Source organism: Pseudovibrio denitrificans JCM 12308, from assembly GCF_001310815.1.
GTDB classification, from domain to species: Bacteria; Pseudomonadota; Alphaproteobacteria; order Rhizobiales; family Stappiaceae; genus Pseudovibrio; species Pseudovibrio denitrificans.
The window spans coordinates 45,669-60,766 of record NZ_BAZK01000012.1 but is presented as its reverse complement, the minus strand read 5'-3'; the positions used below and the strand labels follow the sequence as shown (position 1 = coordinate 60,766).

Genomic DNA, 15,098 nt, shown 5'->3' with positions numbered 1-15,098 from the left:
TGCTTGAGGCTGCTTACCAGCCAGCCTCAACATCACCCATCTCAACATAGATGCTCTTGACCTGAGAGTATTGATCCAGCGCCCACTGACCGTTCTCACGACCAATACCGGAATGCTTGAAACCACCAAATGGCATCTCAACCGGGGTCAGGTTGTAGTTATTGATCCAGCAAGTACCTGCTTCCAACTGATCAATCACACGATAGGCACGCTGAATGTCCTTAGTGAACACAGCAGCAGCCAAACCAAACTCGGTGTTGTTTGCACGGCGGATCACATCAGCTTCATCATCAAAGTCCAGCACACACATCACAGGGCCAAAGATTTCTTCACACGCAATGCGCATGTCGTCTTTGACTTCGGTGAAGATGGTTGGCTCCACAAACAGGCCGCGGCCCAGACCATCCACCTGCGGACGACCACCGCCAGCATACAGCACAGCACCTTCGCTCTGGCCGATAGCGATGTAATCCATCACTTTTTCCAGCTGAGCTTTGGAAACAAGAGGACCAAGCTGTGTGTCTTCGTTGAGTGGATCACCAATCAGGATCTTCTCAGTACGCTCTTTCAGACGTTTCAGGAACTCTTCCTTGATGGAAGAATGAACGAATACGCGTGTGCCGTTGGAGCAGATCTGACCAGTGGAATAGAAGTTAGCATTCATCGCCGCAGCAACAGCATTGTCGATGTCACTATCTTCAAAAATCACGATCGGAGATTTGCCGCCCAGCTCAAGGCTCATATGCTTCAACTGAGAAGCCGCCTTTTCAGCAACCTTCATGCCTGTTGGTACAGAACCGGTCAGGGAAACCTTTGCGATTTCAGGATGCGCCACGAGAGCCGCCGCTGCTTCCCGGTCCGCCTGTACCACGTTGAACACACCATCTGGCAAACCAGCTTCACGGAAGATCTCAGCGAGCTTCAAAGCAGACAGGCAGGTCACTTCAGAAGGCTTGAAGATCATCGCGTTGCCAGCAGCCAAAGCAGGTGCCGCTTTCCATGCAGCAATCTGGATAGGATAGTTCCAAGCACCAATGCCAAGGCAGATGCCCAGTGGCTCGCGCTTCGTCAGCGCATAAGAACCGCCAAGGTCGATGTGCTCGCCGTTGGAGGTCGCAGCAACGCTCGCAAAGTATTCCAGTGCTTCAGCACCAGAAGCCGCATCAGCAACCAGTGTTTCCTGAAGCGGCTTACCGGTATCAAGGGTTTCCAGCTCGGAAAGCTCGCGGTTCCGCTCGCGCATCAGATCAGCAGCCTTGCGCAGAACGCGAGAGCGCTCAGCTGGAGCCATGGAGCGCCAGATTGCAAAGCCGGTACGGGCCGAAGCAACCGCTTTGGTGATGATCGCAGGTGTTGCGGAATGAACGCGCGCAATCACTTCCTGCGTTGCCGGGTAAAGGCTCAGGATCTCCTCACCCATCGTATCTTCAACGTAAGTGCCGCCGATGAAGTGAGACCCACTAGGCTGCGCACGCAGGGATGCATTTGTCAGAGTATCTGTTTTCGTCATTTCTTAATCCAACACTTAACGTTGTTCGTTCTGCCAGTTCGGGTGTACCCACGCCTGCTTGTCACTGGCAGGAAGCATACCTTTTCCAAGAATATGGTCAGCTGCCTTCTCACCAACCATGATGGAAGGCGCGTTGAGGTTTCCGTTCGTAATCTGCGGGAAGATGGAGCTATCCGCAACGCGCAAACCGTCAACGCCAATCACACGACATTCGCTGTCTACCACAGCAGTTTCGTCGTTTGCGTCACCCATTTTACAAGTGCCGCATGGATGGAACGCGCTTTCAACGTGTTCCTTGATGAACCCGTTCAGCTGTTCGTCTGTTTCAACGTCACTGCCCGGCTGAATTTCCTTGCCGCGGAATGGATCAAACGCATGCTGAGCAAAGAGCTCACGGGTCAGGCGGATACAAGCTCGGAAGTCTTCCCAATCCTCTTCGTGGCTCATGTAGTTGAACAGCACGTTTGGCTTCTCCATCGGATCAGCAGACTGCAAAGTCACTGCACCGCGAGACTTGGAGCGCATCGGTCCCACATGAACCTGATAGCCATGGCCTTCAGCCGCTGCCTGTCCGTCATAGCGAACCGCAAATGGCAGGAAGTGGAACTGAATGTCAGGATACTTTACGCCTGCTTTTGAGCGAATAAAGCCGCAGGTTTCAAAGTGGTTTGAAGTGCCCAGACCAGATTTAATTAGCTGCCACTGTGCGCCAATCACCCCTTTGGAGAGCAGGTTCCAGTGCTTGTAGAGCGTGATCGGCTGCGTACAGGCCTGCTGGATGTAAAGCTCCAGATGGTCCTGCAAGTTCGCGCCAACGCCTTTACGGTCAGCAACCACATCAATACCCAGCGCAGAAAGAGCTGCCGCATCACCAATGCCGGAATGCATCAGCAACTTTGGTGAGTTGATGGAAGAGGCAGAAACAATCACTTCGCGGGTGCATTTCAGTTGATGCAGCTGTCCGCCACGCATGTATTCAACACCAACAGCACGCTTACCTTCCATGAGGACACGGTTCACATGTGCGCCGGAGATGATCTCAAGGTTTTCACGCCCTTTGATCGGCCAGAGATAGGCGTTGGAAGCGGACCAGCGACGGCCATCATGCACCGTCATTTCCATCTCGCCAAAGCCTTCCTGGCGATAACCGTTGTAATCCTCGGTACGTGCATAACCAGCTTCTTCACCAGCCTTAACAAAGGCTTCGTAAAGCGGGCTCCACAGCGATCCGCGAGAAACATGCAACGGACCAGACCGGCCGCGCCAGCCTTCATCACCAGAGGTCGCATTTTCAAGACGCTCGAAGTAAGGCAGGACATCTTGATAGCCCCAGCCTTTCGCGCCCATCTCTTCCCAGGTGTCAAAGTCGCAGGCATTCCCGCGCACATACACCATGCCGTTGATGGAGGAAGAGCCGCCAATCACCTTACCGCGTGGCAGCGCAAGCCGACGTCCGTCCAGATGCGGCTCAGGTGCACTCTCATAGCCCCAGTCGTAACGGGACATGTTCATCGGATAAGACAAAGCGGCAGGCATCTGGATGAACGGACCGATATCCGTGCCGCCAAACTCCAGCAAAACCACCTTGTTTTGGGGATTATCAGAAAGACGGTTTGCCAGGGCGCAACCAGCAGAGCCAGCGCCTACAATAATGAAATCTGCAGTCATTGTATTCTCTTGGGCTATAAGCCGTATTCCAGTTTTTATTGTGGGGTATCTGTCGTTTCAAAGCTGTCGAAACATTTCTTCACGTAGTCCTGAACCAGCATCGTTGCTGGTGATCCGTCAGGCCGGTTGGTCGTCAGCACGCATTGCAGCCACAGCCCGTCAATCATCGCAGCAGTGCCCTCAGCTGCGGTAATTGCCGTCTGACGATCCGTAACGCGATGGTACTCGGCGGTGAGGTTCGAAATCAGCCGCCGATGATAAACTTGCAGTAAGCGACGCGTTGCAGGCTCGGTGCGCGCCACCACGTAAAACGCAAACCAGGCCGAGATAACCGAAGGCTGAAACTGCTCATCGCTGAAGTTGGTATGGATGATCGCATCGATCCGCTCCATAGGCGTCTTCGCTTTCAGCAGGCGGCTTCGTGATTGCTTGCTCAGATCCTTCAGCAGGAAGCTCATGGTCGCGTTGAACACAGCTGCTTTCGAGCCGAAATAGTGATGCGGCAGTCCCGTCGAGACGCCAGCATTCTTGGCGATATCCGCCATTGTGGTCGCAGCATACCCCTTCTCATGGATCGCTTTGATCGTCCCCATGATGATCGAGGTTTTGCGTTCCTCTTCCATTCCGACTTTAGGCATGCGCGCCGCACTCACTCCAAGATTATTTTTATTGAACGTTCAATCAATAAAAATAGTTCTTAGAACATTTTGGAGCTTTTGAAAAGTATTGCACTCCGATTTATCGTAATTAATATCTGGTGGAGAGGTTGCCTTTAGTCCATCGGGTCTTTATTAGCTTAGGTGAACGAAGGAATTTGAAAATTTAATTATCGGCTGAAGAGTGTTTGGGACATGTTTTCTACACAATTCTACGGCTCTATTAAATAAATACCGAAATTGGGGAGATTTACATGAGTGTTGCTAGTAGCCTGGTAAAGAAACTTTCTACTTCTGCTTCAGTACTATTACTGATCACTGGGTCAGCTCTCGCCGCAGAAGCGGAAGCCTGTAAAACCGTACGCTTCTCCGATGTGGGCTGGACAGACATCACCGCAACCACCGCAACAGCAACCTCGGTTCTGGATGCAATCGGTTACGAAACAGACGTAAAAGTACTTTCCGTGCCAGTAACTTACGCGTCTCTCGCAAACAATGATATCGATGTATTCCTTGGCAACTGGATGCCAACAATGGAAGCTGATATCGCGAAATATCGTGAAGCTGGCACCGTTGATACTGTTCAAACCAACCTGACTGGCGCCAAGTATACTTTGGCTGTTCCTAAGTATACCTACGACAAGGGTCTGAAGGACTTTGCCGACATTGCAAAATTCTCTGGTGACCTTGATGGCGAGATTTACGGCATCGAAGCAGGCAACGACGGAAACCGTCTTATCCTTGATATGATCGAGAAAAACGCATTCGGCCTGAAGGGATTCGAACTCGTCGAATCATCTGAAGCTGGCATGCTGTCTCAGGTCGCTCGTAAGACCCGTAAGGATCAGGACATCGTCTTCCTGGGTTGGGCTCCGCACCCAATGAACTCCAACTTTGAGCTGAAGTACCTCACCGGTGGTGACGAGTTCTTCGGTCCAAACTTCGGTGGTGCAGACGTTCTCACCAACACCCGCGCTGGCTACTCTGCGGAGTGCGCGAACATGGGCAAGTTCCTTCAGAACCTCACCTTCTCCCTGGAGATGGAAAATGAGATCATGAATGCGATCCTGAACGACGGTGAAGAGCCAACTGATGCGGCAAAGGCATGGATCAAGAAGAACCCAGAGTCTCTTGATAAATGGCTGAATGGCGTAACCACCTTCGACGGTAAAGACGGCTTGGCTGCTGCAAAGGCTGCGTTCGGCCTCTAAGCGTCATTACCGAGCATAATTTGAGAGGCGGATGCGATAAACTCGCACTCCGCCTCTTAGCGCGTTTTTCCGGAGCCTTCCGACAACCGGAATAATCAATGCGCAACTGGGGCAAGCTGCATGTCGGTATCAAGCTTTTTGCATCTCGCCCAATTGATTTGAATTACGTTAACGCGTTGATATACAATAACAAAATCTGAGGTTTCCCGTGGAGTGGCTAACAGAGCATAAACTACCCATTGGCAAATGGGCCAAGTGGTACGTTGACTGGCTCACTGACAACGCAAGTGGCTTTTTCGATGCAATTTCCGTTGCAATTGAATGGCTGATCGACAGTGTACTATGGCTTTTGCAAGCCCCCCACCCGCTCGGCATTGTCGTTATTGCCACCGGTCTGGCCTTTGTGGTCAGAAGGTCCGTCATGTTCTCCGTGTTTGTTGCTCTGAGCCTGCTGCTCATCATCAATCAGGGTTACTGGGATGAAACCACAGAAACGCTGGCGCTGATCCTCAGCTCCACATTCATTTGTATGTTGATCGGCATTCCTGTCGGCGTTTACTCCGCACACCATCCAAAGTTCTTCTCCTGGGTGCGTCCTGTGTTGGACTTGATGCAGACAATTCCGACATTCGTGTACCTGATCCCTGCCCTCATCCTGTTTGGTCTGGGTGTGGTTCCGGGCTGATCTCTACCGTCGTTTTCGCTCTGCCAGCTTCAATCCGCCTGACCCAGATCGGCGTTGCTTCCACCCCGAAGCACCTGCTGGAGGCCGGTGAAGCCTTTGGTGCCACCTACTGGCAAAAGCTCTTCAAGATCGAACTGCCATACGCCCTGCCAAACATCATGGCAGGCCTGACCCAAACCATCATGTTGTCCCTATCCATGGTCGTGATCGCAGCCCTCGTTGGCGCGGATGGCCTCGGCGTACCGACACTGCGCGCGCTGAACACAGTGAACATCGCAAAAGGGTTTGAAGTCGGCATTGCAATCGTTCTGGTCGCTATCGTGCTGGACCGCTTCTTCAAAAGCTCAGAAGATAAGGGCGGCAAGTAATGACCAATCCTGTTGTTTCCTTCAAAAACCTGTCCATCGTCTTCGGTGATAAACCAGACGCGGCCCTGCCCTTGATTGATGCTGGCAAAACCCGCGCAGAAATTCAGGAAGAAACTGGTCAGCTGGTTGGTGTTGCCAACGCGACCTTCGATATCCAGCAGGGCGAACTTCTCGTTCTGATGGGCCTGTCCGGTTCCGGTAAATCCACCCTGCTCCGCGCCATCAACGGCCTCAACAAGGTTTGCCGTGGCGAAATTCTGGTGGCGGATGATGGCGAACAGGTCAACCCAACCACCTGCTCTGCTGCACGCCTGCGTAAACTGCGCCGTGAGCGCGTTGCAATGGTATTCCAGCAGTTCGGCCTGTTGCATGGCGCACCGTGCGCGACAACGTTGGCTTCGGTCTGGAGCTCTCCGGTATCCCAAAATCTCAGCGTCTTGAACGCGTTGAAGAGCAGTTGGAGCTCGTCGGCCTAGGTGGCTGGGGCGACAAATACGTGCACGAGCTTTCCGGCGGTATGCAGCAGCGTGTTGGTCTGGCTCGAGCCTTTGCCACCGATGCACCAATCCTGCTGATGGATGAACCGTTCTCCGCTCTGGATCCCCTCATCCGCAGTCACTTGCAGGATGAGTTGCTGGACCTCCAGGAAAAGCTGCACAGAACCATCGTGTTCGTGAGCCACGACCTCGACGAAGCCGCCAAAATCGGCAACCGCATCGCCATCATGGAAGGTGGTCATGTGGTGCAGATCGGCACGCCGCAGGAGATCGTGAAGAACCCGGTTGATGAATACGTTGAGTCATTTGTAGCGCACATGAACCCACTCAACGTTCTGCACGCAGAAGACATCATGACCAACCTGTCTGATGCAAGCGCAGACATCATCGTAAGCGTTGACGATATGCCGAGGTGCACTGCCAAGCAGATGATCCGCGATGTGATTGAAATGAAGCGTAAACACGCTGGCCCAATTGCAGTTTTCCGCGGCGACCGCCCCGTCGGCATCATCCGCGAACAAGAAATCATGGACTGCTTCGTCTAAGCCAACCCAAATCATAGATTCCAAACAGGCGCACCCACACAGGTGCGCCTGTTTTTGTTACCGTGCTCGTTTTTCTCATTTTCATTAGAAATTTCACTGGTGGCAGCATTGTCGCCAGAATGGCAATGGAAAAGCTTGAAAAATATCTGCTCTGAAACTGCAGAACTGAACGCTTAAGTCAAAAAGGCTGGGGTGATGCCCCAGCCAAAGCATCTTTTAATCCAACAGCTTACCTAAACGAACCGCTGTCTTGCCAACCTGTAGACGACGGCTTGGCATAATCAGAACGCAGTTGTCGTGTGGTGTGACAACCGGCGTATCGCCATCCATCGCAAGCACCGTGCCTTGCTTGGCGATGACTTCCATTCCGCGGTAATCTTCGTTGAAGCGGAAGTTTTCACTTTGAACCGTAACAGGCGCGACGATTTCTATAGTCTTTTGCGGTACTAATGGCTGCTGTTCCTCCAAAAACGCCTCACCAAAGTCCGCTGGTACACACTCTGTTGCTCGCAGAAAACGAATGCTTGCTGCAATCGCGCGAGGGCCAGCTGCTGCTTCCCAATGTTGTCCGGCTTCCAGCAGCAATGCAGCTTTAGGGCTGGAGGGCTCCGAGAACCCGTCATAATCACGTAGCCGCTTGCCTTCTGCATGGCCAGAGTCGCAAATAATCCATTCAGGATCAGCAACCTGTTTGGCGAGCGCCCGTCCTTTTTCCTGATCTCCCGCCAGCATCAAAGGTGGGTTTTTATGCTGCATGCTGTGCAGATCCAGCAGATAATCAACACTCTCAATAACAGGGCGAACCTCGCGCGCCCGTTCCAGCTCGCGTGTTACCTCTGGGCCATCCAGTGAAGCTGATTGCCAGACGCGATTGAAATCCTGATCCAGATAGCGCGATGCGGTTGGGTCGTTGCGGTCAAAGGCGTTGTAGGCTGCCACGTTCATGAAAGCGAAGCTCAGTTTGCCGCGCACAGGGCGAACTTCCTGTTTGAACAGCCAGTCCAAAGCAACGGCACCACATGGCTCGTTGCCATGCACTAGCGCTGAAATCATCACATGTGGCCCGGCAGTGCCGGAGTCGAATGTGGTGATCCAGTCCACGCCGGTATTACCGACTTTGTAAGGCAGGATATCGGGGAAATCGATTTCGATAGGGTAAGCTGTACTTTCAATAATCATGGCAATGGTCCTTGAAAAGTATAGGTCACACCAGCTCTAAACACATCTAGGCCGGTGTTGAATATGGGTCCTCAATCTCAAAGGCGCGCGTGAACTCAATGAATTTTCTGGCGATTGGAGTGCTGGGCGTCGTTGCAGGCAATATGAAGGCGTTGAGGTAGGAAATACGCGGCTTAAACGGTAGAAAAACCAGCGTTTCTGGATGGTTTCGCGCCACAGGAAACGGGTTGAGGACGCTGACACCAACACCTGCATGCACCAGCTCACTCACGGAGACGGCGGTAGAAGATTCGGCAACAATATTAGGCCGAATTCCGCGTTCCGCAAACATGCGCTCTAAAATAGCGCGCACCGGGAACCGACGGGTGAGGGCGACGAAATCCTGTCCATCAAAGTCTTCGGGCTCAATAAACGCTTTGCTGGCAAGGGGATGGTCCCGATGCAAAACCGCATGTGCAATGGCTGATCGCAGTGGTTCCAGCGTCAGTCCTGCATGCTTGGAAAGTCCATCCGTAATCCCAAGGTCCGCATGTCCTTCAGCCACATGATTGCGCACATCAGAAGATGTCCCAATCTCTAGCTCTACTTTCTGTCCCGGATAAGCCTTGATGAACTCCGCAATCACACCAAGCAGGAAGCGGTGGGAGATTGTTGGAGGTGCCGCAAGACGTAGCGGCTTGCTGCTGTGCTGAGATACGAAGGTTTCGTTCTCGATGCCCGCCAGCATCTCAAAAACCGGCTCAAGCTTTTCATTGAGTGCCAGTGCATCAGAGGTCGGCACCAGCCGCCCGCTGTCGCGATTAAACAGGGTCTTGCCCAGCCGCTCTTCTAAATGCTTGATCGCACGGCTCACCGCTGGCTGCGAAATTCCAAGGCGGGCAGCAGCTGCAGTTGTTTTCCGAACGCTGATAACAGCGCGTAAAACTTCAAACTCTCGAAGGCTCAAGCGTGGACGGGTAGGGGTATCGGACATAGTTCTATGCGTTTTGATTATAAATTTTTGAATGACAATGTTGAAAACACATACTACGGTTTAAGTCAACCGCGAAGCTCTACCGGTGATTTGCCCTTGTGGTGAAGACACATCCAATAAAGAAGCAGCGGCATTGTTACTGGGCGAATGAATTTTAATCGCCAGAGGGAACGATAATTTCGAGGGGAGAGCAGCAATGATTAAGCTGCAGAAATGGCTTGCTGGAACAGCAAGTGCCATGTTGCTTATGGGTGGAGTGGCTTCAGCTGAAGATCTGACCATCGGTTTGTCTTCAGAGCCAAGCGCGATTGACCCGCACTACCACAATCTGGGACCGAACAATATGATCGCCTATCATATGTTCGACCGCCTTATTCACCAAAATGAGAAACAGCAGCTACAGCCCGGTTTGGCAACCAGCTGGAAGCCAATCAACGCCACCACATGGGAGTTGAAACTGCGTGAAGGCGTGGTGTTCCATGATGGCAATCCGTTCAATGCGGATGACGTGGTGTTTTCGTTTGAGCGCGCACCAAATGTGCCAAACTCACCATCCAGTTTCGCCACATACACCAAAGGCAAAACGGTCAAAAAGATTGATGACTACACAATCCATATCACGACCGAAAAGCCTTATCCGCTTGTTCCGAATGATATCTCTACGGTCAGCATCATCTCTGTAGAAGCAGGAACCGATGCAACAACCGAGATGTACAACGCGGGTACAGCGACAGTCGGTTCAGGCCCATATAAGTTTGCTGAGTATGTGCCGGGCGACCGCATTGTGCTGGAAGCAAATGCTGACTACTGGGGCGCAAAGCCGAAGTGGGACAAGGTAACCTTCAAGCCAATCAAATCCGGACCATCCCGCGTGGCTGCTTTGCTGGCAGGTGATGTTGACCTGATCAACGGTGTCCCAACAACCGACATTGAAGTGCTGAGCGGCAACGACAAGGTCTCTCTGTGGCAGGGACCATCCAACCGCGTCATCTATCTGCATCTGGACCATGACCGCGATGACAGCCCATTCGTGAAAGCCATGGGCGGTGGAGCCATCAAAAACCCGCTGAAAGATCAGCGTGTTCGCGAAGCGATCTCCAAGGCAATCAGCCGTGATCTGATCGTTGAGCGCGTGATGGAAGGTGTTGCTGTTAAAGCCGGCCAGCTTCTGCCAGACGGGTTCTTTGGTGTCAGCGAAAACCTGAAGCCGGTTGAATATGATGCAAAGGGAGCAAAAGAGCTTCTGGCCGCTGCAGGTGTTGGGGATGGCTTCGAACTGCGCATCCATGGCCCGAATGATCGCTACATCAACGATGCCAAGATCGTGGAAGCTATCGCTCAGATGCTAAACCGCGTCGGCATCAAAACCGATGTAGAAACCATGCCGCGCTCTGTTTACTTCAAACGCGCGTCCCGTGGTGGTCCAAACAACACGCCAGAATTCTCAATGGTTCTCGTAGGTTGGGGCGCTGGCTCCGGTGAAGCATCATCTCCGCTGCGCTCTCTCATCCATACCTACGACAAGGACAAGGGCTTCGGCTCCTCCAACCGTGGCCGCTACTCCAATGCTGAAGTGGATGCCATGATTGAGGAAGCTCTGGCCACCGTTGATGATGAAAAGCGTCAGGACCTGCTGGCCAAAGCAACCGAGATTGCCATCAACGATCAGGCGATCATTCCGCTGCACTATCAGGTGAACACATGGGCGACCCGCAAGGGCCTCCAGTACCTGCCACGCACGGATGAATACACCCTGTCCTGGGGCGTATCCGCTGAGTAATCGCACGCAATCAAAAGGCCGGCTTAGGTTCCATGCCGGCCTTTTTCTTATCTGAAGCCAGATTGACACCCCTGTAATTTCAATGGGTTGGCTTTACCTGCGAAAGATTTAGAGACATGTCTGTCTTCATTCTCAGACGCCTGATGCAAAGTGGCATAGTCATGATTGCTATGTCCGTCATTGTGTTCTTTGGCGTGAACGTGGTGGGTGATCCCATCGATATGCTGGTCGCACCGGATGCGGATCAGGCCGAGATTGAGCGCGTTATCCGCGACTTCGGCCTCGATAAGCCCGTGTGGCAGCAATACATGGTTTTTGTCAGCAACGCGTTTAAAGGCGACTTAGGCACCTCCTTTGTCTTCGGTGAGTCAGCCCTGAAACTCATCATAGAACGTATGCCCGCCACGCTGGAGCTCGCCTTTATGGCGCTCCTCATGGCGATTGTCATCGGCATCCCGCTGGGCCTTTACGCAGGCCTGCGCCCCAATGCCATCTCCTCACGCCTCATCATGAGCGGCTCAATTCTGGGCTTCTCGCTGCCCACATTTTGGGTCGGAATCATGATGATCATGCTCTTCGCTGTGATGCTTGACTGGGTGCCCGCTACAGGACGCGGAGAGACCATCTCAGTTCTCGGTTTGCAGGTGTCGTTCCTCACGGCTGATGGTTTCTCACACATCGTCCTTCCCGCAATAAACCTCGCACTCTTGAAGATCTCGCTGGTTATCCGTCTGACACGGGCAGGGGTGAGGGAGGTCATGCACATGGACTTCATCAAGTTTGCCCGCGCCAAAGGCCTGTCCGCCAACCGCATTGTCATGGTGCACCTGTTCAAGAACATCATGATCCCGGTGGTCACCGTCCTCGGCCTTGAGTTTGGCTCTCTCATTGCTTTTTCAGTGGTGACGGAGACCATCTTCGCGTGGCCCGGCATGGGTAAGTTGCTCATTGATGCCATTCAGCAGCTCGATCGGCCAATCATCGTGGCTTATCTGATGATCATCGTGGTGCTCTTCGTCGTCATCAACCTGATTGTTGACATCCTCTATTCCATTTTGGACCCGCGCGTGCGGCTTCAGGATGCGACAAGTTAAGGGGCGAGCATGACTATAGAAACAAGCCTCAAACCACCGCGAAAGAAGCTCTTTTCAGGCGAAACGCCTATGGGCCGTTTCCTTTCAGAGTTTGTTGAAAGCAAAGTCGCTGTCGTCGCAGCGCTTCTCCTTTTCACGATTATCGCAGCCGCGCTCTTTGCTCCATGGATCACCCCGCAAAACCCTTACGATCTGGCGCAAGTCAGTGTTCTGGATGCGCGCATGGAACCCGGTGCTGAAAGCTTCGATGGCTACACCTTCTGGCTGGGCACAGATGGGGCAGGGCGCGATCTCTTCTCCGCCATCCTCTACGGCCTGCGCATCTCGCTCTCTGTCGGCGTCACCAGCGGTATCATCGCGCTCATCATCGGCATGTCCGTTGGCTTGATCGCAGCCTATGCCGGAGGTCGCACCGAAACCTTCATCATGCGCATTGTGGACCTACAACTCTCCTTCCCGGCCTCACTGGTTGCCTGATGCTGCTGGCCTTGCTGGGCAAAGGTGTCGACAAAATCATCCTCGCTCTGGTCGTTGCGCAATGGGCCTATTACGCCCGAACGGTGAGGGGAACCGCACTGGTCGAGCGCGGCAAGGAATACGTGGAGGCTGTCACGTGCCTCGGCCTAAGCCATGCCCGCGTGCTCTTTCTGCACATCATGCCCAACTGCCTGCCACCACTCATCGTGGTAGGAACCGTACAGACCGCCCATGCCATCGCGCTGGAAGCAACTCTGTCGTTCCTCGGCGTCGGCCTGCCACAGACAGAACCATCCCTCGGCCTGCTCATCGCCAATGGATTTGAGTATGTGATCAGCGGCAAATACTGGATCTCGTTCTTCCCTGGTATAGCCCTGCTCGTCACCGTGGTTTCCATCAATCTGGTGGGAGATCAGCTGCGCGATGTCCTCAACCCGCGACTGAGGAAGTGAGGACAACAATGAACACGCCAAACACACTCACAGTCAAAAACCTCAAAACCCACTTCTTCACCAAAGCAGGTGTGGTCAAAGCCGTTGATGATGTTAGCTTTTCCGTTAACTCCGGCGAAATCCTTGGCCTCGTTGGCGAAAGTGGCTCTGGCAAAACCGTCACCGGCTTTTCGTTGATCGGTCTGGTGGATGAACCGGGCAGGGTGGTCGGTGGCTCGATCCTCCTCAACGGGGATGATCTGGCCAGAAAAGACGAAAAGCAGTGGCGCGAGCTGCGGGGCAAGAAGATAGCGATGATCTTTCAGGACCCCATGATGACTCTCAATCCCGTCCTGCGCATCGACACGCAGATGATTGAAGCCATTCAGGCCCATGAGGACATCTCCAAACAAGCAGCCAGAGAACGCTGCCGCGAAGCTCTGGTACGCGTCGGCATCGCCTCGCCAGATGAACGCCTCACATCCTACCCGCACCAGTTCTCCGGCGGCATGCGCCAACGCGTTGCCATCGCCATTGCACTGCTGCACGAGCCGGACCTGATCATCGCCGATGAGCCGACAACAGCGCTTGATGTCACCATTCAGGCGCAAATCCTCTATGAGGTCCGCAAGCTGTGTTCCGAAACCGGCATGTCTCTCATCTGGGTCACGCATGATCTGGCTGTGATCAGCGGTTTAGCGGACAGGATCGCTGTTATGTACGCTGGGCGGATTGTAGAGCAAGGCAGTATCGATGAAGTGCTGGACGCCCCACTGCACCCTTATACCAAGGGCCTGATTGAATCCGTCCCGAGCCGCAACAAACGTGGAGCGAAACTCTACCAGATCCCCGGTATGACGCCGTCACTGCTCAACCTACCCGCAGGCTGCGCTTTTGCCAGCCGCTGTCCAGCAAAGCAGAGCGATTGTCTGGTCGCGGCTCCGGAGATCACGCAATTGGGAGAGGAAAGGCACGTGCGTTGCTTCCATCCTGTAAAGCAGGAGGAAATGGCATGACGCTTTTGGAAACACCAGTCATTGAGCTGCAAGGCGTCTCCAAACGCTTCACCAAAAAGCTGGACCTTGCCGAAAAAACACTCCGCTTCTTCGGTTCCAACCTCAAAGAGCAAGTAGTTCACGCGGTTGATGATGTCTCGCTCAGCATTGCACCGGGTGAAGTGGTTGGCCTTGTTGGTGAAAGCGGCTGCGGAAAGTCCACGCTGGGCCGTGTTGTGGCAGGCATTCATGAAGCCAGTGACGGCACTGTTCATTTCCACGGAGACAACGTCAAACAACTTTCTGGAGCCGATGCCAAAAACGCTCAGCTCAAGGTGCAGATGATCTTTCAGGACCCCATGTCCTCCCTCAACCCACGCAAACGGGTGAGTGACATCATCGGCGAAGCGCCTCGCGTCCATGGCCTCGTCTCAAAAGCTGAGCTGTCCGACTACGTAGACCAGATGCTCCTGCGTGTCGGGCTCGATCCAGATTTCAAAACCCGCTACCCGCACCAGTTCTCCGGCGGACAGCGCCAACGCATCGGCATCGCCCGTGCCTTGGCGGTAAACCCGGAGTTCCTTGTGTGTGACGAGTCCATCGCAGCACTCGATGTGTCCATCCAGGCGCAGGTCATCAATCTTTTCATGGATTTACGCGCACAACTCGGCCTCACCTATCTATTCATCAGTCATGATCTCGGCGTTGTGGAGCACCTCTCGGATCGTGTGGTGATCATGTATCTGGGCCGTGTGGTCGAGATCGCGAAAACAGACGAACTCTTCGCCAAGCCCAATCACCCGTACACGCAGGCCCTGCTGCGCGAAGTCCCACGTATTGATGCCCGCAAGCAGGTGTATGAACCAATCAAAGGCGAGATCCCATCACCCCTGGCCCCTCCAAGCGGATGTCATTTTCATCCGCGCTGCCCATTTGCCACCAAACGCTGTGCTGAGAGCCAACCGGCCTTAAGGGAAATTGCTCCCGGCCATGTCTCCGCCTGTCACCTGAACGACGGCTGATGCGCAC

The 15,098-nt window shown here is 53.6% G+C and carries 11 protein-coding genes and 3 pseudogenes; 9 read left to right on the top strand and 5 right to left on the bottom strand.

What is annotated here, in order from left to right:
• Window positions 1–13 precede the first annotated feature (13 nt).
• From betB to betI, 3 genes are read right to left on the bottom strand one after another with little or no spacing between them, the layout of a single operon-like run.
• Window positions 14–1,477, bottom strand: coding sequence for a betaine-aldehyde dehydrogenase (betB, locus tag JCM12308_RS16910; protein ID WP_174519198.1), 1,464 nt, complete (start codon window positions 1,475–1,477; stop codon window positions 14–16).
• A gap of 48 nt (window positions 1,478–1,525) precedes the next feature.
• On the bottom strand, window positions 1,526–3,178 hold the full coding sequence (betA, locus tag JCM12308_RS16905) for a choline dehydrogenase (protein WP_008550369.1): 1,653 nt from the start codon (window positions 3,176–3,178) through the stop codon (window positions 1,526–1,528).
• A 35-nt stretch (window positions 3,179–3,213) separates the two neighbouring features.
• A complete protein-coding gene (gene betI / locus JCM12308_RS16900) occupies window positions 3,214–3,816 on the bottom strand; it encodes a transcriptional regulator BetI (RefSeq protein WP_037037182.1) in 603 nt (200 codons plus the stop codon).
• A 272-nt stretch (window positions 3,817–4,088) separates the two neighbouring features.
• Here betI and JCM12308_RS16895 point away from each other — a divergent pair, with 272 nt between their 5' ends.
• The 4 genes and pseudogenes from JCM12308_RS16895 (at window position 4,089) to JCM12308_RS33055 (ending at window position 7,140) form a co-directional block, all read left to right on the top strand.
• Complete coding sequence (locus JCM12308_RS16895) at window positions 4,089–5,045, top strand: choline ABC transporter substrate-binding protein (protein ID WP_041767832.1); 957 nt, start codon at window positions 4,089–4,091, stop codon at window positions 5,043–5,045.
• Window positions 5,046–5,253: 208 nt separating this feature from the next.
• Window positions 5,254–6,098 (top strand): annotated as a pseudogene (gene choW, locus JCM12308_RS16890) (choline ABC transporter permease subunit).
• Window positions 6,098–6,627, top strand: a pseudogene (locus tag JCM12308_RS33060) (ATP-binding cassette domain-containing protein); the annotation flags it as partial. The pseudogenes choW and JCM12308_RS33060, both read left to right, overlap by 1 nt.
• Window positions 6,616–7,140, top strand: coding sequence for an ATP-binding cassette domain-containing protein (locus JCM12308_RS33055; protein ID WP_373282383.1), 525 nt, complete (start codon window positions 6,616–6,618; stop codon window positions 7,138–7,140). The pseudogene JCM12308_RS33060 and the gene JCM12308_RS33055, both read left to right, overlap by 12 nt.
• 216 nt (window positions 7,141–7,356) lie before the next feature.
• Here the strand turns inward: JCM12308_RS33055 and JCM12308_RS16880 are convergent, their stop codons facing one another.
• Window positions 7,357–8,319, bottom strand: a complete 963-nt coding sequence (locus JCM12308_RS16880) for a M14 family metallopeptidase (RefSeq protein ID WP_054784523.1) — start codon at window positions 8,317–8,319, stop codon at window positions 7,357–7,359.
• Between the two features lie 46 nt (window positions 8,320–8,365).
• Window positions 8,366–9,292, bottom strand: coding sequence for a LysR family transcriptional regulator (locus JCM12308_RS16875; RefSeq protein WP_008550144.1), 927 nt, complete (start codon window positions 9,290–9,292; stop codon window positions 8,366–8,368).
• Window positions 9,293–9,488: 196 nt separating this feature from the next.
• Here JCM12308_RS16875 and JCM12308_RS16870 point away from each other — a divergent pair, with 196 nt between their 5' ends.
• From JCM12308_RS16870 to JCM12308_RS16850, 5 genes and pseudogenes are all read left to right on the top strand, one after another.
• Window positions 9,489–11,072 carry an ABC transporter substrate-binding protein gene (locus JCM12308_RS16870; RefSeq protein ID WP_054784522.1) on the top strand — a complete coding sequence of 528 codons (1,584 nt, stop codon included), beginning with the start codon at window positions 9,489–9,491 and terminating at the stop codon, window positions 11,070–11,072.
• A 116-nt stretch (window positions 11,073–11,188) separates the two neighbouring features.
• The gene (locus JCM12308_RS16865) at window positions 11,189–12,166 is read left to right on the top strand and encodes an ABC transporter permease (protein ID WP_014283365.1); all 978 of its coding nucleotides are present in this window, start codon (window positions 11,189–11,191) and stop codon (window positions 12,164–12,166) included.
• A gap of 9 nt (window positions 12,167–12,175) precedes the next feature.
• Window positions 12,176–13,095: pseudogene (locus tag JCM12308_RS16860) on the top strand (ABC transporter permease).
• An 8-nt stretch (window positions 13,096–13,103) separates the two neighbouring features.
• Window positions 13,104–14,090, top strand: coding sequence for an ABC transporter ATP-binding protein (locus JCM12308_RS16855; RefSeq protein ID WP_054784521.1), 987 nt, complete (start codon window positions 13,104–13,106; stop codon window positions 14,088–14,090).
• The gene (locus JCM12308_RS16850; protein ID WP_008550515.1) at window positions 14,087–15,091 is read left to right on the top strand and encodes an ABC transporter ATP-binding protein; all 1,005 of its coding nucleotides are present in this window, start codon (window positions 14,087–14,089) and stop codon (window positions 15,089–15,091) included. The genes JCM12308_RS16855 and JCM12308_RS16850 overlap by 4 nt, the downstream gene beginning before the upstream one ends.
• The last annotated feature ends 7 nt before the right edge of the window (window positions 15,092–15,098 follow it).